We start from the raw sequence: 24,175 nt of genomic DNA, 5'->3' as shown, positions 1-24,175 counted from the left end.
CGGAGGAACTCACCATGAACTCGACTCTCAAGATGCTGCGTCCGGCGCTGGTCGGCTTCGCGCTGCTCAGCGCCGTCACCGGCCTGCTGTACCCGGCCGCGGTCACCGGCGTGGCCAGGACGCTGTTCCCGTTCCAGGCCGAGGGCAGCCTCGTGCTGCGCGACGGCCGCGTGATCGGCTCCGAGCTGATCGGCCAGAGCTTCTCGTCGCCGCGCTACTTCTGGGGCCGTCCGTCGGCCACCGCGCCGATGGCCAACAACGCGACCGGCTCCAGCGGCTCCAACCAGGGACCGACCAACCCGGCGCTGGTCGACGCGGTCAAGGCGCGCGTCGAGGCGCTCAAGGCCGCCGACCCGGACAACCGCGCGCCGGTGCCGGTCGACCTGGTCAGCGCCTCGGCCAGCGGGCTGGACCCGCACATCAGCATGGCCGCCGCCCGCTACCAGGCCGCCCGCGTCGCGCGCGAGCGCGGCCTGCCGGTCGAAGCCGTCCAGCGCCTGATCCAGGCCAACACCGAGGCCCGCGACCTGGCGGTGCTCGGCGAACCGCGCGTCAACGTGCTCAAGCTCAACCTCGCGCTGGACCACGCGCCCTCCGCTCGTTGAATGTCATGAAGACCTGTCTGCCGCCAGCGCCTGGCCGCTCCGGGTCGGCTTCGACGACGCTCATGCAGCGCGCGAAACGGCTGGGCGAAACGGCTGGGCGATACGGGCGTCGTGCTGAGCGTCTCCCGGAGCTTCTGACCGCCGCGGCCCGTCATCCAAGGAGAGAATCGCCGAATGCCCAGCGTCACCGATGAGAGACCTGACCCCGACAGCCTGCTGGCGCAGCTCCGCCAGCAGGAGGAGGCGGCGTCGCGCGGTCGCCTGCGCATCTACTTCGGCGCCTCGGCCGGGGTGGGCAAGACCTTCGCGATGCTGCAGGCGGCGCGGCATCTGGCCGGGCAGGGCCGCGCGCCGCTGGTCGGCGTCGTCGAGACCCATGGCCGCGCCGAGACCGCCGCCTTGCTCGACGGCCTGCCGCGGCTGCCGATGCAGCAGGTGGCCTACCGCGACCGCACGCTGCCGGAGTTCGACCTCGACGGCGCGCTCGAGCGGCTGCGCGGCCAGCCGGACGCGTTGATCCTGGTGGACGAGCTGGCGCATTCCAATGTCGCCGGCTCGCGGCATCCCAAGCGCTGGCAGGACGTCGAGGAACTGCTGGCCAACGGCATCAGCGTCTACACCACCGTCAATGTCCAGCACCTGGAGAGCCTGAACGACGTCGTCGGCGGCATCACCGGGGTGCGGGTGCAGGAGACGCTGCCCGACACCTTCTTCGATCGCGCGGACGAGGTGGTGCTGGTGGACACGCCCGCCGACGAGCTGCTCGCGCGGCTCAAGGCCGGCAAGGTCTACCAGGGCGCGCAGGCCGAGCGCGCGGGCCAGCACTTCTTCCGCAAGGGCAACCTGATGGCGCTGCGCGAGCTCGCGCTGCGCCGCACCGCCGATCGCGTCGAGGACGACGTGCAGGCCTGGCGCAGCAACGAGCGCATCGCGCCGGTGTGGAAGACCGAGGCGGCCATCCTCTGCGCGATCGGACCGGGCGACGAGGCGGAATCGGTCGTGCGCAGCGCCGCGCAACTGGCGCAGCAGCTGGCGGTGAGCTGGCATGCGATCCATGTCGAGACGCCGGCGCTGCACCGGTTGCCGGATGCGCGGCGCGAGCGCACGCTGCGCGTGGTGCGACTGGCCCAGGACCTGGGCGCGACGACGGCGGTTCTGGCGGGTCAGGACCCGGCGCCGGCCCTGGCCGAGTACGCGCGCGAGCACAACCTGTCCAAGCTGCTGATGGGCCGCGTCGAGCCCGCGTCGCGGCGCTGGGGCCGCCGCGGTGTGGCGGCCCGCCTGGGCGGCGCCGCGCCGGAGCTGGACCTGATCCAGGTCGGCGCATCGGCCACGCAGCGCAGCAGCGCCGACGAGCGCGGCCCCGGCTTCGGCGCCGCGCCGCGTCGCTACCTCTGGGCGACGCTGGCCTGCGTGGGCGTGGCGCTGGCCTGCTGGCCGCTGTCGCACCGGATCGCCAACGACAACATCGTCATGCTGTTCCTGCTCGGCGTGGTCGGGGTGGCGATGCGCTGGGGCCGCGGGCCGGCGGTGCTGGCGAGTTTCCTGAGCGTCGCGCTGTTCGACTTCCTCTTCGTCGCGCCCAAGCTGAGCCTGGCGGTCAGCGACGTGCAATACGTGATCACCTTCGCGGTGATGCTGGCCGTCGGCCTGGTCACCGGGCAGCTGACGGCGGGGCTGCGGTATGAGGCGCGCGTCTCTTCCGAGCGCGAGGCGCGCGCGCGCGGGCTGTTCGAGCTGACCCGCGAGCTGGCCGGCGCGCTGCAGACCGAGCAGGTGGTGGCGACGGCCGAGCAGCAGATCGCGCAGCAGTTCGGCGGACGGGCGCTGCTGCATGTGCTCGACGAGGACGACCGGCTGCAGCCGTCGCCCACCGAGCAGGCGCTGCCGCCGGGCGAGCGCTCCGACGCGGGCACGGCGCGCTGGGCGCTCGATCACGAGCAGGCGGCGGGCCTGGGCACCGACACGCTGCCGGGCAGCCAGTGGTTCTACCTGCCGCTGCGCGCGCCGATGCGCACCCGCGGCGTCCTGGCGCTGCGCCCCGGCGACGCGCGCACGCTGCTGCTGCCCGAGCGCCGCGCGCAGCTCGAGACCGCCGCGCGCATCGCCGGCCAGGCGCTGGAGCGGGTGCATTACGTCGAGGTCGCGCAGCAGGCGCTGCTGCAGATCGAGTCGGAGCGGCTGCGCAACTCGCTGCTGTCGGCGCTGTCGCATGACCTGCGCACGCCGCTGGCGGCGCTGCAGGGCCTGGCCGAGACGCTGGCCCGGCGCGAGCTCGATGCCGGCGCGGCCGAGACCGCGCGCGCGATCGAGCAGCAGTCGCTGCGCATCAACGCGATGGTCCACAACCTGCTGGACATGGCGCGGCTGCAGAGCGGCGCGCTCAAGCTCAACCGGCAATGGCAGCCGGTGGACGAGGTGGTCGGCAGCAGCCTGCAGTTGATGGGGACGACGCTGGCGCGACATCGCGTCGTGCTGGACGTGCCGGCGACGCTGCCGATGGTGGAACTGGACGCGGTGCTGATCGAGCGCGTGCTGGTCAACCTGCTGGAGAACGCGGCGAAGTACACGCCGCCGGGCAGCGAGATCCGCGTGATCGCGCGGGCGATCGGCGACCCGCGCGCGCTGCAGGCGGGCGAGGGCGAGATGCGCCTGTCCGTCGAGGACAACGGCCCGGGGCTGCCGCCCGGTCGCGAGGAGGCGCTGTTCGAAAAATTCGCGCGCGGCCATGCCGAGTCGCACCTGCCGGGCGTCGGCCTGGGCCTGGCGATCTGCCGTGCCATCATGCAGGCCCACGGCGGCAGCATCCGGGCCGAGCGCGCGACACCGCAGGGCGGGGCGCGCTTCAGCCTCTCGCTGCGCCTGGGTCAATCGCCGGCGCTGCCGGCCTTCGAAGAAGACGGGGAACCGCTGCCGTGAGCGAACCGCAGCCGATCGCGCTGATCGTCGAGGACGAACCGAACATCCGCCGCTTCGTGCGGCTGGCCCTGGAGGGCGAGGGCTGGTCCGTGCACGAGGCCGGCACCTTGCGCCAGGGCCTGATCGATGCCGGCACCCGGCGGCCGGACCTGGTCATCCTCGACCTGGGCCTGCCGGACGGCGATGGCCAGGACTTCCTGCGCGACCTGCGCGCCTGGTCGCAGGTGCCGGTGATCGTGCTGTCCGCGCGCGGCGCGGAGGACGACAAGATCGCCGCGCTGGACCATGGCGCCGACGATTACCTGAGCAAGCCCTTCGGCGTCGGCGAGCTGATGGCGCGGGTGCGCGTCGCGCTGCGCCGCAGCCAGGCGCGGGCCAGCGAGCAGCAGGACCCGGTGTTCCGTTTCGGCGAGGTCGAGGTCGACCTGGCCGCGCGCCGCGTGCGCCGCGCGGCGCAGGACGTACACCTGACGCCGATCGAGTACCGCCTGCTCAGCCACCTGATCGGCAACGCCGGCAAGGTGCTGACGCACCGCCAGTTGCTGAAGGCGGTGTGGGGGCCGTCGCAGGTCGAGCAGAACCACTACCTGCGCGTCTACATGGGCAACCTGCGCCAGAAGCTGGAGGCCGAGCCCGCCAGCCCGCGGCACCTGCTGACCGAGACCGGCGTCGGCTACCGGCTCATGCCCTGAGCGCCGGCGGTCCCGCGCGGGCCGCGTCCCCTGTAGCATTGCCCGCACGCCCGTCCCGGGCGCTGGCTCGACAACACGCTCAACAGGAGAGATCTCATGATTCAGCAGGCCCAGGTCGAACTCGCCAAGACCTTCTTCGAGCAGTCGAAGAAGGCGTTCGAGCAGAACTACGCGGCGTGGAGCACGGTGCTCGCGTCGCAGAAGGCGATCATGGAATCGATGCGCGCGGCGGGCACGCCCTTCGAGGTCGCGGCCGACGAGTTCCAGAAGCTCATCGATTTCCACGAGCAGCAGTTCCGCGCGACGGTCGACTTCATGACCAAGCTGCAGGCGGACTACGCCAAGCTGGTGCAGAAGAAGGGCAAGTGAGCCCGCGCGGCCGTCGTGGCCGCGTCCCCGGCCCTGCGGCGAGCAGGGGCGTCACGCGCGGTTGACGCCGTCATCGCCGCGGTGGAAGAATCGCCCACGCCGCCGAGGCCCACCGCCCGCGCGCTCCCTCAACCTCTTTGCCATCCAGGAGGTGCCCGATGAAGAACCCGACGTTCACCCTTCGCTGATCGCCGACGGCTGTCCGGATCCTTCCGATTCCTTCGCCGCGATGCTCCACCGGTCCTGATGCCGGTGCCGCATGGCGCGCCACCTTCCGCTCCCCGTCGGTCCCTTGACCTCATGAGGTCCTGCTCGCGCCAACAACGCGACAGGCCGACGGATCCATGCATCTCATCTCCCTGCCGCTGCCGCCCTCGGCGCGCGCGGCGACCCCTGCGGGCCCGAGCCCGCTGTCTGACCCCACGGGCCCCAGCGTCGAGCGGCTGCCGCTGTCGACGCTGGCCGGGCAACAAGTCGTCATCGAGGAAGCCTTCGACGGCGCCGATGCCGAACTGGGCTTCGACGCGCGCGGCGAGCTGCGGCTCGCCTCGAAGGGCCGTCCCCTGGCCGGCGGCTTCGGTGAGCGCCCCTTCATCCCGCTGAAGATCTGGGCCCTGGCCCACGAGCATCGGCTGATGGAGCGGCTCGGCGACCGCCTCGCGCTGCACGGCGCCTGGACCTACGCGATGCGTCGCGTCTGGTACGACCGGCTGCCGCATTACTTCATCGCGACCGAGCTGGTCGATCGCGACAGCGGCCACTGCCTGTCGACATCGCGTCGGCTGGCGCTGCTCGAGGGCTCACCGGTGCTGAGCGCGCCGGTGCTCTACGCGGGGCCGATGCCGACCCACCCGCACTGGCTGGAGCCGCTGCTGCGCGCGTCGCTCGCGGCCTCGACCGACTGGCGCCGCGCCTTCGAGGCGGTGGCGATCCGCGAGTCGCTGCCGGCGGCGCTGTGGCAGTCGCGCGCGGACCGCAGCGGCCCGGCGGCGGGGCTGATCGTCAAGGTCGAGGACGACCGGCAGGTGCTGGCGCGCTACCGGCTGGTGCAGACGGCGGACGAGGGCCCGAGCCCCTTGCCCTCGCTGCTGCCCAACGCGCTCGCGGGCGGCGCGGACCTGTTCGCGGCGCAGCCGACGGTGCACTGGCGCGACCTCGGCCTGAAGACGCTGCGCTCGCTGGGCGCGCTGCGAGCGCTGTCCGCCGGCGCGCCCGAGCGGCGGTGCGCCTGATGCCGGCGATGCGCTTGAACGCCTGTTGCGTGCCTGCCTCTTGCGACGGGCCTGGCGCCGGCGATGCGCCCGCGTCGCGTGGTCGAATGCCTTGGCGGACGGCCGGCCCGATCCGGGCGTCAGGTCCGGCCGGGCCAGCCCGCCATCCAGCGGTCCATCACATCGCCCAAGGCCACGCGCAGCGCCGGCCCGTGCGCCTTCGCGTCGCTGCGCAGCGCGTCCAGCGGGACCCGCGCCTGCGCGAGCTCGCCGGCATGCCCGATCAGCCATTGCTCCAGCCGCGCCGGATCGCTTTCCAGATGGAACTGCAGGCCCAGCGCGAAGTCCTCGACCGCGAAGGCCTGATGCGGGCACAGCGGCGTTGTCGCGAGGCTCGCGCATCCGGCGGGGATCTCGAACTGGTCGCCGTGCCAGTGCAGCACCGGCTGGCCTTGCGCCAGCGGCGCGAGCGGCGATTGGCGGCCGGCGTCGGTCAAGGTGAGCGGCGCGAAGCCGATTTCCTTGCGGCCATGCGCCATCGGCCGCACCGATGCGCCGAGCGCCCGCGCCATCAACTGCGCGCCCAGGCAGATGCCCAGCAGCGGCCGCCGCGCGGCGAGGCGCCGACGGATCAGCGCGAGCTCGTCGTTCAGATACGGATACAGCGCGTCGTCATACGCGCCGATCGGGCCGCCGAGCACCACGAGCAGGTCGACCGCGTCCAGGTCCACGTCCCGCAGGTCGTCCACGCCGGCGTCCCGCATGAGGAAGTGAGAGAAACCGCGCGCCTCGAGCACCGGCCCGAGCAGGCCGAGGTCTTCGAAAGCCAGGTGGCGCAGGGCCAGGACGGTCTTGAGCGTGGACATGGTGCGGGCGCGGCCGGCGCGCGGGAGGAGGGTGAGCGCCGAGTATCCGCGCCCGCCCGGCCCCGGCCATCGTCTGATCGTCCAGACGACCTATCCATTCGTACAGGCTCGCCGATGGGCGCTTCAGGCTTGGGGGCTGCGCTCAGGCGGGATGCGGCTGCCGTGCGGCCGCGGGGCCCTTGCGGATGCGCCAGGCCTGCGCCGCCATGACGATCAGGAAGAGCAGCAGCACCACGCCGATGGCCTTCTGCAGCGCCGGGTCGTCGGGGCCGGTGAACAGCGGCGCGCCGACGGGCACGCGGGTGAAGGTCTCGTTGAGCCCCGGGATCATGTGGAAGAACAGCGTGGCGGAGTAGCCCAGCGTCTCCGCGTACGGCGAGAAGCCGCCGAGGAAGCGCGTGCGGGCCGCGGCGGCGGCGATCGCCAGCGTGACCAGGGTGATGATGGCCAGCGTGTGCGCGATGTTGAAACCGCCGTGCCGGAAGATGCCGAAGGCCGTCAGGCAGGTGACGACGGTGCACCAGACGTAGAGGCGTCCCCAGGTGGACGCGCCGTCGATGCGGCCGTGGCGCAAGAGCATCGCGTAGCCGGCCACGAGGGCCACCAGCGCGAAGGCCGTGTGCACGGCGCCGAGAAGGGTCAGACCGAACATGAATGCTCCTGCAAGGCCGCACCGGCGCGGCGAGCCGGAGCGCGGCGCACTCCAGCCTCAAAGCTAGAGGGCGGGTGCGGTACGCGCATCGATCGGATGGGGGAGGCGACGGGGTGGGTTTTCCCCAGGAACATGCCTGCGCCGCTGCCCGCCCGGCGGCCGGTTGCCGGGCCGGTGGGCGCCGCGGGCCATGGGCCAGAATGGCGGGATGAATCCGCCCGCCGCGACGCCGCGCGTCACCGTCCAGACCGAAGACTTCGACCTCAGCGCCGAGACGCTCGCGCTGCGCGCCGCGGATGGTGGCGTCGGGGCCGTCGTCAGCTTCGTCGGCACGGTCCGCGACGGCGCGGACGGGACGCCGGTGTCGCTGATGGAGCTGGAGCATTACCCCGGCATGACCGAGGCCTCGATCGAGGCCATGATCAACGAGGCCTTCCGCCGCTTCGACCTGCGGGGCGCGCGCGTCATCCACCGCGTCGGCCCGCTGCGGCCGCGCGAGCAGATCGTGCTGGTGGTGGTCAGCGCGCGGCATCGCGGCCAGGCCTTCCAGGCCTGCGAGTTCCTGATGGACTACTTGAAGACGCAGGCGCCGTTCTGGAAGAAGGAGCACGGGCCGGACGGCGCCCGCTGGGTCGACGCCCGCGTCGCCGACGACGAGGCGCTCGCCCGATGGGGCATTCACGTGGAGGGGAATGGTCGATGAGCTGGTTGCAAGTGGCGGCGGTGTCCGTCGGGGCCTCGGGCGGCGCGCTGGCGCGCTGGGGCGCGGGCCTGTGGCTGAACACGAAGTGGCAGGGATTTCCGCTGGGCACCCTGGCGGTGAACCTGGTCGGCGGCTTCCTGATCGGCATGGCGCTCGAGTGGTTCGGCCGCTATCCCGATGACCTGCTCAAGCTGCTGCTGGTCACCGGTTTCCTGGGCGGCCTTACCACCTTCTCCTCGTTCTCGGGCGAATCGCTGTCGCTGCTGCAGCGCGGTGAGTTCCTGATGGCGCTGTCGCACTCGGCCGCGCATGTCGTCGGTGCGCTGGCCGCGGCGGCGGCGGGGCTCAAGCTCATGCAGATGCTGACCACGGCATGAGCGCCGCAAGCACCGTGACCGCAGCCGACGCCGTGAACGCCGGACGCCCGCGTTTCCCCCGCGCGTTGCGGCCGGGGGATACCGTCGCGGTGATGGCGCCGTCGTCCGGCGTCCGTCCGGCGATGCATGAGCGACTCGATGCGGCACTGGCGTTGCTGCGCGCCAAGGGGTTCGAGGTCCGTGAGGGCCGCTCGCTGCGCCGGCAGGAGCAGGGCGCGAGCGCGAGTGGGCCCGAGCGCGCGGCGGAATTGATGGCGGCGCTGCTCGACCCCACGGTCGCGGCGGTCATCCCGCCTTGGGGCGGTGAGTTGGCCATCGAGGTGCTGGAGCATCTCGACTTCGACCGCCTCCGCGACGCTCCGCCCAAGTGGTTCAGCGGGTTCTCGGACCTGTCGACGATCCAGTTGCCTTTGCTGGTGAGGGTGGGCTGGGCATCGCTGCATGGGCCGAATCTCATGCAGCTGGCCGATCCGGCGCTGGATGCGGTGTCGGCACGGATCTTCGATGCCTGGGCCAGTGGCGCTGGTGCCGAACTGGCGCAGCCGCAGGCGCCGGGAACGGTTGTCCGCGCGCTGGACGATGGCGCCGAGCCGCTGACCATCGAGGGCCGGATGATCGGCGGCTGTCTGGATTCGGTGTCGAGGCTGGCGGGAACGCCGTTCGGTGACGTCCGGGCGTTCCGGGCCGCCTGCGGCGCTGGCGGGCGGCCGATCCTGTTCTTCGAGGTGGCCGAGCTGCCGCCCTTCGAGTTGGCCCGGGCGCTGCATGGCCTGCGGCTGGCGGGTTGGTTCGAGGACGCGGCGGGCGTGGTCCTGGGGCGCAGCGCTGTGCCGGAGGCGGTCGCGTCGGCTGGTGACTTCACCGAGCGAGATGCGCTGCGGCGCGCGCTGGGCGGCCTGAGCTGCCCGGTGCTGCTGGATGTGGACATCGGCCATGTGGCGCCGCAGTGGTCGATCGTGCAGGGTGCTTCCACCCGCTTGCACTGGGCGGACGGCCGCCTGGTGCTGGAGCAGAGATTGATCTGAAGCGCCTGCCGCCGTTGGGCACCCGCCTTGCCACGATCCCAGCATCTTGAAATATGGGGACACACTCCCAGTTGGGGTCGCAACGGAGGTTTTTCCCATGCGAGTCGACAAGCTCACCACCCGGTTTCAGGAAGCGTTGGCGGAGGCCCAGAGCCTCGCGGTGACGCGCGACAACCCCTACATCGAGCCCGCCCACGTGCTGGGCGCGATGCTGGCCCAGGACGAGGGCCCCAAGGCGCTGCTGGAGCGGGCCGGCGTGAAGGTGCCGGCCTTGAAGGCGGCCGTCGACGCGATCCTCACCGGCCTGCCGCAGGTGCAGGGCGAGGGCCAGCAGGTCCAGCCCAGCCGTGACCTGATCGGCCTGATCCAGGCCGCGGAGAAGGAGGCCGCCAAGCGCGGCGACCACTTCATCGCCAGCGAGATGTTCCTGCTCTCCCTGGCCGACGCGAAGAGCGACCTGGCCGGCGTCGTGCGCGGCCATGGCCTGACGCGCAAGGCCCTGGAGACCGCGATCGAGGCGGTCCGCGGCGGCCAGAAGGTCGACAGCCAGGAATCGGAAAGCAACCGCGAGGCGCTGAAGAAGTACACCCTCGACCTGACCGAGCGCGCCCGCGCCGGCAAGCTCGATCCGGTGATCGGCCGCGACGACGAGATCCGTCGCGCGATCCAGGTGCTGCAGCGCCGCAGCAAGAACAACCCGGTGCTGATCGGTGAGCCCGGCGTCGGCAAGACCGCCATCGTCGAGGGCCTGGCCCAGCGCATCGTCAACGGCGAGGTGCCCGAATCGCTCAAGGACAAGCGCGTCCTGGTGCTGGACATGGCCGGCCTGCTCGCCGGCGCCAAGTTCCGCGGTGAATTCGAGGAACGCCTGAAGTCCGTGCTCAAGGAAGTCGCCGCCGACGAGGGCCGCATCATCCTCTTCATCGACGAGATCCACACCATGGTGGGCGCCGGCAAGGCCGAGGGCGCCATCGACGCCGGCAACATGCTCAAGCCCGCGCTCGCGCGCGGCGAGCTGCACTGCATCGGCGCCACCACGCTGGACGAGTACCGCAAGTACGTCGAGAAGGACGCCGCGCTGGAGCGCCGCTTCCAGAAGGTGCTGGTCGACGAGCCCAGCGTCGAGGCCACGATCGCCATCCTGCGCGGCCTGCAGGAGAAATACGAGGTCCACCACGGCGTCGAGATCACCGACCCGGCCATCGTCGCGGCGGCCGAGCTCTCGCACCGCTACATCACCGACCGCTTCCTGCCCGACAAGGCCATCGACCTGATCGACGAGGCCGCCGCCAAGATCAAGATCGAGATCGACTCCAAGCCCGAGGCGATGGACCGGCTCGACCGCCGCATGATCCAGCTCAAGATCGAGCGGGAGGCCGTGCGCAAGGAGACCGACGAGGGCTCGCAGCGCCGCTTCACGCTGATCGAGGAAGAGCTGCTCAAGCTCCAGCGCGAATACAACGACCTGGAGGAGATCTGGACCGCCGAGAAGGCGCAGGCCCAGGGCTCCGCGCACGTCAAGGAAGAGATCGACCGCATCAAGTTCCAGATCGAGGAGCTCAAGCGCAAGGGCGACTTCAACAAGGTCGCCGAGCTGCAATACGGCAAGCTGCCCGAGCTGGAGAAGCGCCTGAACGAAGCCCAGGCCAAGGAGGCCGGCAAGGCCAAGGACAAGTCGGTGCCGCAGCTGCTGCGCACGATGGTCGGCGCCGAGGAGATCGCCGAGGTGGTCTCGCGCGCGACCGGCATCCCGGTGTCCAAGCTGATGCAGGGCGAGCGCGACAAGCTGCTGCAGATGGAAGCGAAGCTGCATGAGCGCGTCGTCGGCCAGGACGAGGCCATCGTCGCGGTGGCGGATGCGATCCGCCGCTCGCGCGCCGGGCTGTCCGACCCGAACAAGCCGCTGGGCAGCTTCCTGTTCCTGGGCCCGACGGGCGTGGGCAAGACCGAGCTGTGCAAGGCGCTCGCCGGTTTCCTGTTCGACAGCGAGGACCACATGGTCCGCATCGACATGAGCGAGTTCATGGAGAAGCACTCGGTCAGCCGCCTGATCGGCGCGCCTCCGGGTTATGTCGGCTACGACGAGGGCGGCTACCTGACCGAGGCCGTGCGCCGCAAGCCCTACAGCGTGCTGCTGCTGGACGAGGTCGAGAAGGCCCATCCGGACGTGTTCAATGTGCTGCTGCAGGTGCTGGACGATGGCCGCCTGACCGACGGCCAGGGCCGCACCGTGGACTTCAAGAACTGCGTGATCGTGATGACGTCCAACCTGGGCTCGCAGCACATCATGGCGCTGCAGGGCGAGTCCGACGAGGTGATCCGCGACGCGGTGTGGGGCGAGGTCAAGGCGCATTTCCGCCCCGAGTTCCTCAACCGCATCGACGAGACGGTGATCTTCCACGCGCTGGGCCAGGCGCACATCAAGTCGATCGCGAAGATCCAGCTGCGGCAGCTGGAGCAGCGGCTGGACAAGCTCGAGATGAAGCTCGACGTCAGCGACGAGGCGCTCGACGAGCTGGCCAAGGTCGGCTTCGATCCGGTCTTCGGCGCGCGGCCGCTCAAGCGGGCGATCCAGCAGCGTATCGAGAACCCGCTGTCCAAGCTGATCCTGCAGGGGCGCTTCGGTCCGAAGGACGTGATCCCGGTCGGTGTCGAGCACGCCATCGGCGGCGAGCCGGGCGAGTTCTCGTTCGGACGCGTCGTCCACTGATTGCGCCCGCGGGCGCCGGAACGACCGCGGGGCGCCCAGGCGCCCCGCGCCTGTTTCAGGTGCGCAGCTTCTCCAGCACTTCGGACCGGAATTCGCGCTGGTACAGCACGTAGATCACGCCGGCCGTGGCGAGCATCAACGCCCAGGGCGAGAAGAACCAGGCCACGACCGGGAAGGCCAGGTAGTAGCCGCGCAACCCGTCGTTGAAGGCCTCGGCGGCCATGCCCACGACCGCGCCGGCGCGGTCGGCGAACTGCTCGCGGGCCTCGGGCCCCTGTTGCTCGAACTGGCCCGCCTCCGGCGCGGAGGCCACCAGCAGCGCGCCGAAGGTGTACTGCCGCATGCTCCAGGTGAAGCGGAAGAAGGCGTAGACGAAGATGCCGGTCAGCAGCGCCAGCTTGATGTCGAAGACCAGCGTGCTGGTCTTCACCGTGAAGGGCAGCTCCAGCACCATCGCGCTGGTCTGCTCGCTCGCGCCCAGCGCGGCCAGCAGGCCGCCGATGATCAGGATGGTCGTCGACGCGAAGAAGGACGGACTCGACAGCAGCGCCTGACTGACCGCGCCGTCCAGCACCCGCATCTCGCGGTAGGTCAGCTGCAGCATCCACTGGCGCCGCACCCGGTTCGTGATCGCGAGCAGCGAACCTTGCCCCTCCGCATGGTGCTTGGAGAAGTGGGCGTAGGCGACCCAGGTCAGGAAATACAGGCCCAGGGCGGCCCAGTCCAGCAGCGGCAGCGCGGTCAGCAGTTGTCGGAGCGATTGCATCGCGCGAGTGTAGAGGCCGGGGTGCGCGGCGGGACCGGGATGGTCCCGCCGCCGGCGGGCGTCAGACCGGCAGGTCGAACACCAGCACCTCGGCGTCCTCGCCGGCCTCGAGCGTGATGGCCGCTTCCTTGGCCAGCTGCAGCGCGTCGCCCGCGCCCAGCGCCTCGCCGTTGACGCTCAGCCGGCCGCGCACGACATGCACGTAGGCGAGCCGGTCCGGCGCCAGCGGCAGCTCGGCGCGTTCATCGCCGTTGAACAGGCCGGCGTACAGGCGCGCGTCCTGGTGGATGGACACCGAGTCCTGCGCGCCGTCCGGCGAGGCGACCAGACGCAGCCGGCCGCGCTTGTCCGCCTCGGCGAAGTGCTTCTGCTCGTAGCCGGGTGTCACGCCCTGCCGGTCCGGCATCACCCAGATCTGCAGGAAGTGGGTCTCGCCGTCCTTGGAGTGGTTGAACTCGCTGTGCATCACGCCGGTGCCGGCGCTCATGCGCTGCACGTCGCCCGGGCGGATCACGCCGGCGTTCGCGCCGCCCGGCTTGCCGTTGCCCATGCTGTCCTGGTGCGCCAGCTCGCCGCTCAGCACGTAGCTGATGATCTCCATGTCGCGGTGGCCGTGCGTGCCGAAGCCGGTGCCGCCGGCGATGCGGTCCTCGTTGATCACCCGCAGCGGGCCGAAGCCCATGCGGCGCGGGTTGAAGTAGTCCGCGAACGAGAAGCTGTGGAAGCTCTTGAGCCAGCCGTGATCGGCATAACCGCGGTCCGAGGACTTGATGACTTCACGCATTTGAATGCTCCTTTGCTGGCCTGTGGTGGCGGGCCGTTGTGTTGCGATGGGTTCACTGTAGGGATGAGGGCCTCTGCCGAGGGGGAGGGGGCTTGAAGCCACCGTTCAAATAAGATGAAGGAATGTCACAGCAAGACAAACGACGGGTGCTGACGCCGGAGGCGCTGGCCATGATGGACAGCATCGCGCGCAGCGGCAGCTTCGCGGCGGCGGCGCGGGAGATGGGGAAGGTGCCGTCGGCGCTGACCTACTCGGTGCGGCAGCTGGAGGAGGCGCTGGACGTGCTGCTGTTCGACCGCAGCTCGCGCCAGGCGGTGCTGACCGCCGCCGGCCATGAGCTGCTGACCGAGGGCCGGCGGCTGCTGCAGGAGATGGACGCGGTCGCGAACCGGGTCAAGCGCGTGGCCACCGGCTGGGAGAGCGAGCTCACCATCGCCTTCGACGACGCGGTCGCGCGGCGCGCGATCTTCGACCTGATGGAGACCTTCTACCAGGAGAAGGAGGACGGCAAGCCGCCGCCCACCCGCCTGAAGCTGCGCACCGAGGTCTTGTCGGGCACCTGGGAGGCGCTGATCTCCGGCCAGGCCGACCTGGCCATCGGCACCAGCGCGCAGCCGCCGGGCAGCTCGGTGGTCTGCGAGGTGCTGGGGCCGATGGAGATGGTGTTCTGCGTCGCGCCGCACCATCCGCTGGCGGAGTTCGAGGGCGTGCTGACCTCGGCCGAGATCGCGCGCCACCGCATCGTCGCGGTGGCGGACACGGCGCGCAGCCTCGCGCCGATGACGGTGGGGGTGGTGCCCGGGCAGGAGGTGCTGACCGTGCCGTCGATGGCGACCAAGCTGGAGGCCATGTTGCGCGGCCTGGGCGTGGGGTTCCTGCCGACGCCGATGGTGCGCCGCCACATCGACGCCGGTCGGCTCGTGAGGAAGGAGACCTTCCAGGGCAAGCGGATCTCGCCGATGCATTACGCGTGGCGCAACACCGGCCACCGGCCCGCCAAGGCGCTGGCCTGGTGGCTGGAGCGGCTCAAGAGCGAGGCGACGCGGCGCTCGCTGCTGGAGCAGCACGAGGGCCTGCTGCTGTGAGCGGTGCGGGGCGCTCGGGCAGCGGCGAGGCGCAAGCCGCCGATGCTGGCGTCGATCACGGCAATCACGGCGATTACGGCGATGGCCGCCGCGCCGGCCGGTATGTGGGCCGCTTCGCGCCATCGCCGACCGGGCCGCTGCATGAGGGCTCGCTCGTGGCCGCGCTGGCGAGCTGGCTCGACGCCCGGGCGCATGGCGGCCGCTGGCTGATCCGGATCGAGGACGTCGACGGGCCGCGCTGTCCGGCCGGCGCCGATGCGATGGTGCTGTCGCAGCTCGCCCAGGTGCGGCTGCTGCCGGACGCGCCGCCGGTGTGGCAGTCCCGGCGCGGTGCGGCCTACCAGGCGGCGCTCGACCGGCTGGTCGCCGCCGGCTGGGCCTACCCCTGCGGCTGCTCGCGCAAGGACATCGCCCAGGCGATCGCGGCCCGAGGCGGGCAGCGGGAGCGCCACGGGGAACTGGTCTATCCGGGCACCTGCCGCCATGGTCTGCACGGCAAGCCGGCGCGCGCCTGGCGTCTGCGCAGCACGGCCCAGGTCGGCCGGGCGGGCGAGGCGCCGGTGCCGCTGCGCATCGCCTGGCAGGACCGCCGGCTCGGGCCGCAGTCGCAGGACCTGACGGACGAGGTCGGCGATGTCGTCCTGAAACGCGCCGACGGGCTGTGGGCCTATCAGTTGGCGGTCGTCGTCGACGACGGCTGGCAGGGGGTGACCGACGTGGTCCGCGGCGAGGACCTGGCCGACAACACGCCCCGGCAGATCCGGCTGCAGGAATTGCTGGGCCTGCCCCGCCCGCGCTACCTGCACACGCCGCTGGTGCTGGGCGACAACGGCGAGAAGCTGTCCAAGCAGAACGGCGCCCGGGCGCTGGACCTGGGCGACCCGCTTGCCGCGCTGCGCCGTGCCGGCGAGCGCCTGGGCCTGCCGGCCCTGGCGGCGCGGACGATGCCCGAGTGGTTCGAGCGCGCGGTGGCCGCGTGGCCGGCCCGCCAGCCCTGAGGCGCCGCCACGCCGCGTCCAGCCCGTGCGTGAACCCGTGGCACGGCCGGGCGGCCCGACGGCTGGCATGATCACGCCTTTGCGTTCCCGATGTCCGCGGACATCCCCTTTCAAGGAATCCTTTGATGAAAACGACCGACAGCGGCCTGCAATACGACGACACCACGCCGGGCACCGGCGCCACGGCCCGTGCCGGCCAGGACGTGAAGGTCCATTACACCGGCTGGCTGTTCAAGGACGGCCAGAAGGGCGTCAAGTTCGATTCCAGCAAGGACCGCGGCGAGCCCTTCGAGTTCGAGCTCGACGGCGGCATGGTCATCAAGGGCTGGGATGAAGGCGTGCAGGGCATGCAGGTCGGCGGGACCCGGGTCCTGGTGATCCCGCCGCAACTCGGTTATGGCGCGCGCGGCGCCGGTGGAGTGATTCCGCCGAACGCGACGCTGATGTTCGAGGTGGAGCTGCTGGGCGTCTCCGGCGGTGCCGAGCCGATCACGCTGAACCAGCTGACCAAGACCGCCAGCGGCCTGGAGTTCGAGGACGTCACCACCGGCGAGGGCGCCGTGGCCGAGGCTGGCAAGCGCGTGACCGTGCATTACACCGGCTGGCTCTACAAGGACGGCCAGCGTGGGCGCAAGTTCGATTCGTCCAAGGACCGCCGGGATCCGTTCCGTTTCCACCTCGGCGCCGGGGAAGTCATCAAGGGCTGGGATGAGGGCGTGCAGGGCATGAAGGTCGGCGGGACCCGGTTCCTGGTGATTCCGTCGGAACTGGGCTATGGCGCGTATGGCGCCGGCGGCGTGATTCCCCCGCACGCGACGCTGCTGTTCGAGGTGGAACTGCTGGCCGTCTGACGGCACGGTTTCCCCTCACCCCCCGCCCTCTACCCGCAAGCGGGGCGAGGGAGTGCTCGGCACGCAGCAGCCCCTCGCGAGCTATCCCTTTCCCGAGTGATCCCCTCGCGAACCATCCTTTTGCGAGGGTGAGTCATCCCCTCGCCCCCGCGAGGGGGAGAGGGTTAGGGTGAGGGGGCTCGTCGCAGGCCGCGAGAGAGGGTCATGCGCCAGCGATGGCCAGCAGGGCCTGCACCGCCTGACCGGTGCTGCCGGGGCCGCTGTCTTCCAGGCTGATGCGCGGCGCCGAGCTCAACTGCGGAAAGTGGTTGGTCAGCGACCGTTCGTAGCCAGGGTCATAGTGATCGCGCATGAGCTCCCCGAAGAGCTCAGCCCATTGCCCGCTCCGCGCCATCCCTTGCCAGCGCTCCACGCGTTCGCGACCGCGCAGCGTCACCAGACCCGCGATGAGCGCATTGAAGCCCTCCGCGTCGGACCGGAAGTGCGCATAGTCCTCCAGCAGCAGCTGCACGCGCCCGGCCTCCGCCATGTCGATCCACACGCAGCGCCCCTGCTGACGCAAGCGCAGGTGCAGCGGCTCCGGCAACTGCACGCCGCCGATCTTGCGGCTCTCGCTCTCGACGAACACCGGCCGCGCCGGGTCGAGCCGCACCATCGCCTGCCACAGCGCCGTGTCGAAGGCCTTCTGGCTCGGCTGCGCCTGGTCGGGCAGGGCGCCGAGCACCGATCCGCGATGACGCGCGAGCGCCTCCAGGTCGAGCACCTGCGCCCCCACGCCCGCGAGCGCGTGCAGCAAGCGCGTCTTGCCCGAGCCGGTCCGCCCGCACAGCACCACGAAATCAAAGTGCGCCGGCAGCTCGGCCAGCGTCCGGATCACCTCGCCGCGGAAGGCCTTGTAGCCCCCCACCAGCTGCAGCGACTTGAACCCGATCTGGTTCAGGAACCAGTTCATCGCCCCCGAGCGCTGCCCGCCCCGCCAGCAATAGACCAGCGGCCGCCAATGCTTCTGCATCAGCGCCCGGTTCGCGTCCAGGTGGGCGGCGATGTTGCGCGCCACGATCGCGGCGCCGACCTTGCGGGCCTCCAGCGGATCCTGCTTGTAGAGCGTGCCGACGATGCGGCGCTCGTCGTTGTCCAGCACCGGCCAGTTCACCGCGCCCGGCAGGCGGTCCTCGGCGAACTCGGCCGGCGAGCGCACGTCGATGACCGTGCTGAAACCGTCGAGCCGCGCGAAGGCCTCGGCCGACGGGATGACGTGGTACTGGCTCATCGCCTCACTGCACCGACAGCGCGTCCAGCAGCTCGCTCTCGATCTGCAGCTGCATCCGGCTCTGCTGCAGTGCCGCGCCGTCGAGCAGGAAGGTGTCCTCGACCCGCTCGCCCAGGGTCGAGACCTTGGCGAGCTGAAGGTTGATGCCGTGCCGCGCCAGCACCCGCGCGATCGCGTACAGCAGGCCGGCGCGGTCGGTCGCGCTGACCGACAGCAGCCAGCGCTGCGCGCGTTCATCCGGGCGCAGCGAGATGCGCGGCGTGAACGGGAAACTCTTCACCCGGCGCGACAGCCGCCCCTTGCGCGGCTCCGGCAGCGGGCCCTGCGCGACCAGCGCCTGGCCGAGCTTGGATTCCACCAGCGCGGTCAGGTCGCGGTGGTGCAGGTCCAGCTCGGGCGCGATGACCTGGAAGGTGTCCAGCGCATAACCGCTGCGCGTGGTGTGCACCTTGGCGTCCAGGATGTTGAAGCCCGCGCCGTCGAAGTAGCCGCAGATGCGCGCGAACAGGTCCTGCTGGTCCTTGGCGTAGACCAGCACCTGCAGGCCCTCGCCGACCGGCGACGGGCGCGCCCGCACCACCGGCTCGGCGCTCGCGACATGGCGCCACAGCGCGCGCGCGTGCCAGGCCAGGTCCGGTGCGTCATGGCGCGCGAAGTAGCTCAGGTCCAGCGTCTTCCACAGCGCGTCCTCGGTGCCCGGCAGCTGCGCCTTCAGGGCCAGCTCCTGCCGCGCTTCCTGCTTGCGGGCCTCGATCTCGGCGGCCATGTTCAGCTTCGCGCCGCCCAGCGCACGCAGCGTCAGCCGGTAGAGATCCTCCAGCAGCTTGCCCTTCCACGCGTTCCAGACCTTGGGGCCGGTGCCGCGGATGTCGGCGACGGTGAGCAGGTACAGCGCCGTCAGCGTGCGTTCGTCCTTCACCAGCTGCGCGAAGTGCTGGATGACGTCGGGATCGGACAGGTCCTCTTTCTGCGCCACCCGCGACATCGTCAGGTGATGCTCGACCAGGAACACCACCAGCGCCGCATCCGCCTTCGGCAGGCCGTGCGCGCGGCAGAAGCGCCGCGCCTCGACCGCGCCCAGGTCGGAGTGGTCACCGCCGCGGCCCTTGGCGATGTCGTGGAAGAGGGCCGCGATGTAGAGCAGGGAAGGGCGGTCGAACTGCGCCGCCAGCTGCGAGCAGAAGGGGTACTCGTGGGTGTGCTCGGGGATGAAGAAGCGGCGGATGTTGCGCAGCACCATGAGGATGTGCTGGTCCACCGTGTAGACGTGGAACAGGTCGTGCTGCATCTGCCCGACGATGCGCCGGAACACCCACAGGTAGCGCCCCAGGACCGAGGTCTGGTTCATCAACCGGAACGCGTGCGTCTGGCCCTGCGGCTCCTCGAGCACGCGCATGAACATCGCGCGGTTGGCCGGATCGCGCCGGAACGCGCTGTTCATCAGCCCGCGCGCGTTGTAGAGCGCGCGCAGCGTCTTGGCCGACAGGCCCTTGATGCCGGGCGTCTGCTGGTAGATCAGGAAGGTCTCGAGGATGGCGTGCGGCTCGCGCTCGTAGAGGTCGTCGGCCGCGATCTCCAGCATGCCGCTGCGCTCCAGGAAGCGGTCGTTGACCGGGCGCGGTTCGTTGCCCCGCGTGCCGTTGATCTGGTCTTCCAGGTTGAGCAGCGTGATCTGGTTCAGCTGCGTCACCGCCTTGGCCGCCCAGTAGTAGCGACGCATCAGCTTCTCGGACGCGCGCAGCGAGCGGGTCGACTCGTAGCCGAAGCGCTCCGCCACCGCCGTCTGCAGGTCGAAGACCAGCCGGTCCTCGCGCCGCTTCGCCGCCAGGTGCAGCTGGCAGCGGATGCTCTTGAGCACGCCTTCGTTGCGCTGCAGCTGGCGGGCCTCGAAGGGCGTGATCAGGCCTTTGGCCGCGAGCTGCGACCAGGTCCGGCCCAGGCCCGCGCCGCGCGCGATCCAGATCAGCACCTGCAGGTCGCGCAGGCCGCCGGGACTTTCCTTGCAGTTGGGCTCCAGCGCGTAGGGCGTTTCCTCGTACTTCGTGTGGCGCTGGCGCATCTCCAGCGTCTTGGCGCGCATGAAGGCGCGTGGATCGACCGCCTCGCGGAAGGCCTGGTCGAAGCGCTTGACCAGCGGCCGCGAGCCGGCCAGCCAGCGCGACTCGAGCAGCGCGGTCTGGATGGTGACGTCGCCGGCGGCCTCGTCCAGGCATTCGCGCACGGTGCGCACCGACGAGCCGATCTCCAGGCCGATGTCCCAGCAGGCGGTGATGAAGGCCTCGATCGCCTGCTTCAGCGGGCCGGGCTGATCGGGCATCAAACCGCCCGGCAGCGCATCGGGCAGCAGCACCAGCACGTCGACGTCCGAATGCGGGAAAAGCTCGCCGCGGCCGTAGCCGCCGACGGCGACCAGCGCGGCCTCCGGCGCCGCGGCGGCGATGCCGGAATGCGTCCAGAGCGCCTGCAGCGTGCCGTCGACATGCCGGGCCAGCAGGCGCATCAGCCGCGTGGCGGCAGCGACGCTGGCCTTGGCCGCCGCGAAGTCCTCCAGCAGCTGCTGCTTGCCGGCCTTGAAGCGCTGGCGCAGGTCGGCGACGGTCAGCGGGGCGGCGTCGGAGGGCGGCACGGCCGGCGATGCGCCGGCCTCGCCCGGCGTCCTGGCGTTCATGCGCGGTCCGCCGCGATCAGGCCGGGACGGCCTGGGGCGCGACGAAGGCCGGCGGCGGCGGCGTGCCGGCCGACTGCGTCAGGATCTCGAAGCCGGTCTCGGTGACCAGCACCGTGTGCTCCCACTGCGCCGACAGCGAGCGGTCCTTGGTGACGATGGTCCAGCCGTCGCCCATCTCGCGGATCTCGCGCCGGCCGGCATTGATCATCGGCTCGATGGTGAAGACCATGCCCGGCACCAGTTCCTCGAGCGTGCCCGGGCGGCCGTAGTGCAGCACCTGGGGCTCCTCGTGGAACTTCTGGCCGATGCCATGGCCGCAGAACTCGCGCACGACGCTGAAGCCGGCGTTCTCGGCGAAGGTCTGGATCGCATGGCCGATGTCGCCCAGGCGCGCGCCCGGCTTGACCTTCTGGATGCCCTTCCACATCGCGTCGTAGGTGAAGGAGCACAGCCGCTTGGCCGCGATCGAGCCCTCGCCGACGACGAACATGCGGCTGGTGTCGCCGTGCCAGCCGTCCTTGATGACGGTGACGTCGATGTTCACGATGTCGCCGTTCTTCAGCGGGCGGTCGTTGGGAATGCCGTGGCAGACCTGGTGGTTGATCGAGGTGCAGATCGACTTCGGGTACGGCGTGTAGCCCGGCGGCTGGTAGTTCAGCGGGGCGGGGATGCCTTGCTGGACATTCACGATGTAGTCGTGGGCCAGCTTGTCGAGGTGGTCGGTGGTGACGCCCGGCTTGACGTGCGGGGTCAGCATGTCCAGCACCTCGGACGCCAGACGGCCGGCGATGCGCATGGCGTCGATGTCGGCGCCGGTCTTGATCGTGATGGTCATAAGGCCGGTATTTTAGGCGTTCGGCCATCCCCCCGCAGGGGTGGACGCGTTCCCCATCCGGGGGAACGCGTCATCGGGGCGTCAGCTTCGCGGCGCGCCGGGCCGGGCGGCGCTCATTCGGCCCAGACGATCAGGCCGGTGTAGGCGGTGACCAGCACCACGATGCCGAAGGCGATGCGGTACCAGGCGAAGGGCACGAAGCTGTGGCTGGCGATGTAGCGCAGCAGCCAGCGCACGCAGATCCAGGCGCTGACGAAGGAGAAGAACAGGCCGACCGCGAACAGCGGGATGTCGCCGGTCGACAGCACCGAGCGCTCCTTGTAGAGGCTGTACAGGCCGGCGCCGATCAGCGTCGGGATCGCCAGGAAGAAGCTGAAATCGGTCGCCGCCTTGCGCGACAGGCCCAGCAGCATGCCGCCGATGATGGTCGCGCCCGAGCGGCTGGTGCCCGGCACCATCGCCAGGCACTGCACCAGGCCGACTTTGAGCGCGTCCAGCGGGCTCATGTCGTCGACCTCGTGGATGCGCACGGCGCTCTGCTGGCGGCGTTCCGCCCACAGGATGATCACGCCGCCGATGATGAAGGTGCTGGCCACGACGACCGGGGTGAACAGGTGTTCCTTGATCGCCTTGCCGAACAGCAGGCCCAGGACCACCGCCGGCAGGAAGCCGATCGCGACGTTGAGGACGAAGCGGCGCGCGCGGGCGTCGCTGCCCAGTCCGGCGGCCGTGTCGCGCAGGCGCTGCCAGTAGACGATGATCACGGCCAGGATCGCGCCGGTCTGGATCGCGATGTCGAAGACCTTGCCCCGCGCATCCTCGAAGCCGCCCAGCAGCGCGCCCGTGAGGATCAGGTGGCCGGTCGACGAGATCGGCAGGAATTCGGTCAGGCCCTCCACGATCCCCATGATCGCGGCCTTGATCAGCAGCACAGTGTCCAAACTACGACTCCAGAATGCCGCCTCGCTCGGGTCCGGAGGCGGTCGGCGCGGATCATAGCCCTGGCTCGGGAAGGGTTTGCCGCAGCGCAGCATCGATGTGGGCGCTCCGGCGTGAGGGGCGCGTGACGATGCCGCCACGACGGGATGCGGGGCGTCGCCTGGCCAGGGGACGCCGCGCGCGGCGGGCACTGCTGGCTTGACCGGGCTGAAAGCGCGCCGCTACATTACTGACCGGTTAGTCAGTTAGCAGTCCTCCATCCCCCATGCCTCGCGCTTCCGCCAAGACCGACAGCTCCGCGCCGTCCTCCGCCCGACAGCGGCGCAAGGAGGCGCGCCCGCAGGAGCTGCTCGAAGCCGCGCTGTCGCTGTTCGTCGAGAAGGGCTTCGCCGCCACCCGTTCGGAGGAAGTGGCCGCCAAGGCGGGGGTTTCCAAGGGCACGCTCTACCTCTACTTCCCCTCCAAGGAGGAGCTCTTCAAGGCGGTGGTGCGCGAGGCCCTGGGCAGCAAGATCGCGGAGGGGATTTCCGAGCTCGCCAAGCACCAGGGCTCGATGGCGGAGCTGCTGACCTGGATGCTGTGGACCTGGTGGGAGCGCCTGGGCCGGACGCCGGCCGGCGGCATCCACAAGATCATGATGAGCGAGGCCCGCAACTTCCCGGAGCTGGCCGCGTTCTACAACGACGAGGTCATCGATCCCTGTTGCGAGCTGCTGGCCGAGGTGGTGCGCCGCGGCGTCGCCTCGGGCGAGTTCCGCGAGGTCGATCCGGACGCGGCGGTGATGGTGCTGATCGGGCCGATGCTGCACCTGGTGCTGCATGAGCACTCGATCGGCGCGGCCGGCGTGACCCACGACCACAAGTGCACGCCGGAGCAGGTGCTGTCGCTGCAGCTCGAGCTGATGTTCGAGGGACTCCTCAACCGCCCGCGCCATCCGGCCCCACCCCGGTCGCCCGCCTAGAATACCGCCCGCATTCGGCGCGCCAAGGGGGCCGCCAGAGGACTGAACATGAACTTCGAACAAGCCCGCTTCAACATGATCGAACAGCAGATCCGCCCGTGGGATGTGCTGGATCCCTCGGTGCTGGCCCTGCTGGCCGTGGTCAAGCGCGAGGACTTCGTGCCCGCCGCCTACCGCAACGTGGCCTTCACCGACGTCGAGCTGCCGCTGGCCAATGGCCAGAAGATGCTGCCCCCGCGGGTCGAGGCCCGCTGGATGCAGGAGCTGCAGATCGAGCGCCACGAGAAGGTGCTCGAGATCGGCACCGGCAGCGGCTACATGGCCGCGCTGCTGGGCCACAAGGCGCAGCAGGTCTTCAGCGTCGAGAAGGACGCCGCGCTGGCCGGCGCCGCCCGCGACGCGCTGCGCCGCAATGGCGTGCTGAACGTGACGGTGGTCGAGGGCGACGGCGTCAAGGGCCTGCCCGGCGAGGCGCCGTTCGACGTGATCCTGCTGTCCGGCTCGGTGCCCCAGGCGCCGCAGGCGCTGCTGGACCAGCTCAAGATCGGCGGCCGCATGGGCGTGATCGTCGGCGACGAGCCCGCGATGAGCGCGCGCATCATCACGCGCACCGGCGAGCGCGAGTTCACGACCAAGAACCTGTTCGAGACCGTCGTCCAGCGCCTGGACGGTTTCGACACCGGATCGCATTTCACGTTCTGAGCGGAAGGCGCGCGGCGGGCGGGGCGCTGGCAGCCCATCGCGCGTTATTGCCGTCACGGGGTGCGAAGACTGCAAGTCGTCGCATTTCTTTCGAGACAGGGGGGCGAGGTGATCTATAACCTCGCCCGGCACCGGACCCGGGTCGGCGGCGATCGACCGGCGGGTGCCCTGGACCTGGATACCGGCC

General features: G+C 70.7%; 22 protein-coding genes and 1 pseudogene. 15 read left to right on the top strand and 8 right to left on the bottom strand.

The window, feature by feature from the left end:
• Positions 1-14 precede the first annotated feature (14 nt).
• The 5 genes from kdpC (at position 15) to FHT37_RS08115 (ending at position 5,817) form a co-directional block, all read left to right on the top strand.
• Positions 15-605: a potassium-transporting ATPase subunit KdpC gene (kdpC, locus tag FHT37_RS08135; RefSeq protein WP_091733689.1), complete on the top strand. Its 591-nt coding sequence runs from the start codon at positions 15-17 to the stop codon at positions 603-605.
• 174 nt (positions 606-779) lie between these two features.
• The gene (locus FHT37_RS08130; protein ID WP_183480070.1) at positions 780-3,524 is read left to right on the top strand and encodes a DUF4118 domain-containing protein; all 2,745 of its coding nucleotides are present in this window, start codon (positions 780-782) and stop codon (positions 3,522-3,524) included.
• Positions 3,521-4,216, top strand: a complete 696-nt coding sequence (kdpE, locus tag FHT37_RS08125) for a two-component system response regulator KdpE (protein WP_183480068.1) — start codon at positions 3,521-3,523, stop codon at positions 4,214-4,216. The genes FHT37_RS08130 and kdpE overlap by 4 nt, the downstream gene beginning before the upstream one ends.
• Positions 4,217-4,312: 96 nt before the next feature.
• Complete coding sequence (locus FHT37_RS08120; RefSeq protein ID WP_147241639.1) at positions 4,313-4,585, top strand: hypothetical protein; 273 nt, start codon at positions 4,313-4,315, stop codon at positions 4,583-4,585.
• A gap of 344 nt (positions 4,586-4,929) precedes the next feature.
• Positions 4,930-5,817 carry an RNA ligase family protein gene (locus FHT37_RS08115; protein WP_183480066.1) on the top strand — a complete coding sequence of 296 codons (888 nt, stop codon included), beginning with the start codon at positions 4,930-4,932 and terminating at the stop codon, positions 5,815-5,817.
• Between the two features lie 119 nt (positions 5,818-5,936).
• Here FHT37_RS08115 and FHT37_RS08110 read toward each other — a convergent pair whose 3' ends face one another.
• Together FHT37_RS08110 and FHT37_RS08105 are read right to left on the bottom strand one after the other, a co-directional pair.
• Positions 5,937-6,662 carry a glutamine amidotransferase gene (locus tag FHT37_RS08110; protein WP_091733701.1) on the bottom strand — a complete coding sequence of 242 codons (726 nt, stop codon included), beginning with the start codon at positions 6,660-6,662 and terminating at the stop codon, positions 5,937-5,939.
• A gap of 142 nt (positions 6,663-6,804) precedes the next feature.
• Positions 6,805-7,314, bottom strand: a complete 510-nt coding sequence (locus tag FHT37_RS08105) for a hypothetical protein (protein ID WP_091733703.1) — start codon at positions 7,312-7,314, stop codon at positions 6,805-6,807.
• A 208-nt stretch (positions 7,315-7,522) separates the two neighbouring features.
• Between FHT37_RS08105 and FHT37_RS08100 the strand changes: the two genes are divergently transcribed.
• The 4 genes from FHT37_RS08100 to clpB all read left to right on the top strand — a co-directional run bounded on the left by FHT37_RS08100 (position 7,523) and on the right by clpB (position 12,129).
• Positions 7,523-8,017, top strand: coding sequence for a molybdenum cofactor biosynthesis protein MoaE (locus FHT37_RS08100; RefSeq protein WP_183480064.1), 495 nt, complete (start codon positions 7,523-7,525; stop codon positions 8,015-8,017).
• A complete protein-coding gene (gene crcB / locus FHT37_RS08095) occupies positions 8,014-8,394 on the top strand; it encodes a fluoride efflux transporter CrcB (RefSeq protein WP_091733706.1) in 381 nt (126 codons plus the stop codon). Before FHT37_RS08100 ends, crcB begins: the two co-directional genes overlap by 4 nt.
• The gene (locus FHT37_RS08090) at positions 8,391-9,419 is read left to right on the top strand and encodes a S66 peptidase family protein (protein WP_091733708.1); all 1,029 of its coding nucleotides are present in this window, start codon (positions 8,391-8,393) and stop codon (positions 9,417-9,419) included. The genes crcB and FHT37_RS08090 overlap by 4 nt, the downstream gene beginning before the upstream one ends.
• 97 nt (positions 9,420-9,516) lie before the next feature.
• Positions 9,517-12,129 (top strand): ATP-dependent chaperone ClpB, encoded by a 2,613-nt coding sequence (gene clpB, locus FHT37_RS08085; RefSeq protein ID WP_091733710.1) that lies wholly within the window; start codon positions 9,517-9,519, stop codon positions 12,127-12,129.
• A gap of 55 nt (positions 12,130-12,184) precedes the next feature.
• Here the strand turns inward: clpB and FHT37_RS08080 are convergent, their stop codons facing one another.
• Positions 12,185-12,895 carry a DUF599 domain-containing protein gene (locus FHT37_RS08080; RefSeq protein ID WP_183480063.1) on the bottom strand — a complete coding sequence of 237 codons (711 nt, stop codon included), beginning with the start codon at positions 12,893-12,895 and terminating at the stop codon, positions 12,185-12,187.
• A gap of 61 nt (positions 12,896-12,956) precedes the next feature.
• On the bottom strand, positions 12,957-13,679 hold the full coding sequence (locus tag FHT37_RS08075; RefSeq protein WP_183480061.1) for a pirin family protein: 723 nt from the start codon (positions 13,677-13,679) through the stop codon (positions 12,957-12,959).
• A 122-nt stretch (positions 13,680-13,801) separates the two neighbouring features.
• On the opposite strand from FHT37_RS08075, the gene FHT37_RS08070 reads away from it, so the two are divergent.
• From FHT37_RS08070 to FHT37_RS25335, 4 genes and pseudogenes are all read left to right on the top strand, one after another.
• On the top strand, positions 13,802-14,764 hold the full coding sequence (locus FHT37_RS08070; RefSeq protein WP_091733716.1) for a LysR substrate-binding domain-containing protein: 963 nt from the start codon (positions 13,802-13,804) through the stop codon (positions 14,762-14,764).
• A gap of 104 nt (positions 14,765-14,868) precedes the next feature.
• A complete protein-coding gene (gene gluQRS / locus FHT37_RS08065; protein ID WP_183481406.1) occupies positions 14,869-15,762 on the top strand; it encodes a tRNA glutamyl-Q(34) synthetase GluQRS in 894 nt (297 codons plus the stop codon).
• Positions 15,763-15,887: 125 nt separating this feature from the next.
• Positions 15,888-16,232 (top strand): annotated as a pseudogene (locus FHT37_RS25340) (FKBP-type peptidyl-prolyl cis-trans isomerase); the annotation flags it as partial.
• Positions 16,233-16,265: 33 nt separating this feature from the next.
• Entirely contained in the window at positions 16,266-16,613 is a 348-nt protein-coding gene (locus FHT37_RS25335) for an FKBP-type peptidyl-prolyl cis-trans isomerase (protein ID WP_147241905.1), read from the top strand.
• Positions 16,614-16,815: 202 nt separating this feature from the next.
• Here the strand turns inward: FHT37_RS25335 and mnmH are convergent, their stop codons facing one another.
• The 4 genes from mnmH to FHT37_RS08040 form a co-directional block, all read right to left on the bottom strand.
• A complete protein-coding gene (gene mnmH / locus FHT37_RS08055) occupies positions 16,816-17,883 on the bottom strand; it encodes a tRNA 2-selenouridine(34) synthase MnmH (RefSeq protein WP_183480057.1) in 1,068 nt (355 codons plus the stop codon).
• 4 nt (positions 17,884-17,887) lie between these two features.
• Positions 17,888-20,551: a [protein-PII] uridylyltransferase gene (locus tag FHT37_RS08050; protein ID WP_183480055.1), complete on the bottom strand. Its 2,664-nt coding sequence runs from the start codon at positions 20,549-20,551 to the stop codon at positions 17,888-17,890.
• 16 nt (positions 20,552-20,567) lie between these two features.
• Entirely contained in the window at positions 20,568-21,386 is an 819-nt protein-coding gene (map, locus tag FHT37_RS08045) for a type I methionyl aminopeptidase (protein WP_091733726.1), read from the bottom strand.
• A gap of 113 nt (positions 21,387-21,499) precedes the next feature.
• Complete coding sequence (locus FHT37_RS08040; protein WP_147243002.1) at positions 21,500-22,327, bottom strand: undecaprenyl-diphosphate phosphatase; 828 nt, start codon at positions 22,325-22,327, stop codon at positions 21,500-21,502.
• Between the two features lie 263 nt (positions 22,328-22,590).
• Here FHT37_RS08040 and FHT37_RS08035 point away from each other — a divergent pair, with 263 nt between their 5' ends.
• The gene (locus tag FHT37_RS08035; RefSeq protein WP_183480053.1) at positions 22,591-23,286 is read left to right on the top strand and encodes a TetR/AcrR family transcriptional regulator; all 696 of its coding nucleotides are present in this window, start codon (positions 22,591-22,593) and stop codon (positions 23,284-23,286) included.
• A 48-nt stretch (positions 23,287-23,334) separates the two neighbouring features.
• The gene (locus FHT37_RS08030) at positions 23,335-23,988 is read left to right on the top strand and encodes a protein-L-isoaspartate O-methyltransferase (RefSeq protein WP_091733731.1); all 654 of its coding nucleotides are present in this window, start codon (positions 23,335-23,337) and stop codon (positions 23,986-23,988) included.
• The last annotated feature ends 187 nt before the right edge of the window (positions 23,989-24,175 follow it).

The sequence above is a fragment of the Mitsuaria sp. BK037 genome, from assembly GCF_014193045.1.
GTDB lineage: Bacteria > Pseudomonadota > Gammaproteobacteria > Burkholderiales > Burkholderiaceae_C > Roseateles.
This window is presented reverse-complemented; position numbering and strand designations above follow the sequence as displayed.

What these genes read in the sequence shown, in the direction of transcription:
- FHT37_RS08080 (WP_183480063.1), bottom strand. Translation starts at nt 12,895, where the DNA reads ATGCAATCGCTCCGACAACTGCTGACCGCGCTGCCGCTGCTGGACTGG.
- FHT37_RS08130 (WP_183480070.1), top strand. Translation starts at nt 780, where the DNA reads ATGCCCAGCGTCACCGATGAGAGACCTGACCCCGACAGCCTGCTGGCG.
- FHT37_RS08100 (WP_183480064.1), top strand. Translation starts at nt 7,523, where the DNA reads ATGAATCCGCCCGCCGCGACGCCGCGCGTCACCGTCCAGACCGAAGAC.
- FHT37_RS08115 (WP_183480066.1), top strand. Translation starts at nt 4,930, where the DNA reads ATGCATCTCATCTCCCTGCCGCTGCCGCCCTCGGCGCGCGCGGCGACC.
- FHT37_RS08105 (WP_091733703.1), bottom strand. Translation starts at nt 7,314, where the DNA reads ATGTTCGGTCTGACCCTTCTCGGCGCCGTGCACACGGCCTTCGCGCTG.
- FHT37_RS08030 (WP_091733731.1), top strand. Translation starts at nt 23,335, where the DNA reads ATGAACTTCGAACAAGCCCGCTTCAACATGATCGAACAGCAGATCCGC.
- clpB (WP_091733710.1), top strand. Translation starts at nt 9,517, where the DNA reads ATGCGAGTCGACAAGCTCACCACCCGGTTTCAGGAAGCGTTGGCGGAG.
- crcB (WP_091733706.1), top strand. Translation starts at nt 8,014, where the DNA reads ATGAGCTGGTTGCAAGTGGCGGCGGTGTCCGTCGGGGCCTCGGGCGGC.
- FHT37_RS08120 (WP_147241639.1), top strand. Translation starts at nt 4,313, where the DNA reads ATGATTCAGCAGGCCCAGGTCGAACTCGCCAAGACCTTCTTCGAGCAG.
- FHT37_RS08070 (WP_091733716.1), top strand. Translation starts at nt 13,802, where the DNA reads ATGTCACAGCAAGACAAACGACGGGTGCTGACGCCGGAGGCGCTGGCC.
- mnmH (WP_183480057.1), bottom strand. Translation starts at nt 17,883, where the DNA reads ATGAGCCAGTACCACGTCATCCCGTCGGCCGAGGCCTTCGCGCGGCTC.
- FHT37_RS08050 (WP_183480055.1), bottom strand. Translation starts at nt 20,551, where the DNA reads ATGAACGCCAGGACGCCGGGCGAGGCCGGCGCATCGCCGGCCGTGCCG.
- FHT37_RS08075 (WP_183480061.1), bottom strand. Translation starts at nt 13,679, where the DNA reads ATGCGTGAAGTCATCAAGTCCTCGGACCGCGGTTATGCCGATCACGGC.
- FHT37_RS08035 (WP_183480053.1), top strand. Translation starts at nt 22,591, where the DNA reads ATGCCTCGCGCTTCCGCCAAGACCGACAGCTCCGCGCCGTCCTCCGCC.
- FHT37_RS08090 (WP_091733708.1), top strand. Translation starts at nt 8,391, where the DNA reads ATGAGCGCCGCAAGCACCGTGACCGCAGCCGACGCCGTGAACGCCGGA.
- map (WP_091733726.1), bottom strand. Translation starts at nt 21,386, where the DNA reads ATGACCATCACGATCAAGACCGGCGCCGACATCGACGCCATGCGCATC.
- FHT37_RS08110 (WP_091733701.1), bottom strand. Translation starts at nt 6,662, where the DNA reads ATGTCCACGCTCAAGACCGTCCTGGCCCTGCGCCACCTGGCTTTCGAA.
- kdpC (WP_091733689.1), top strand. Translation starts at nt 15, where the DNA reads ATGAACTCGACTCTCAAGATGCTGCGTCCGGCGCTGGTCGGCTTCGCG.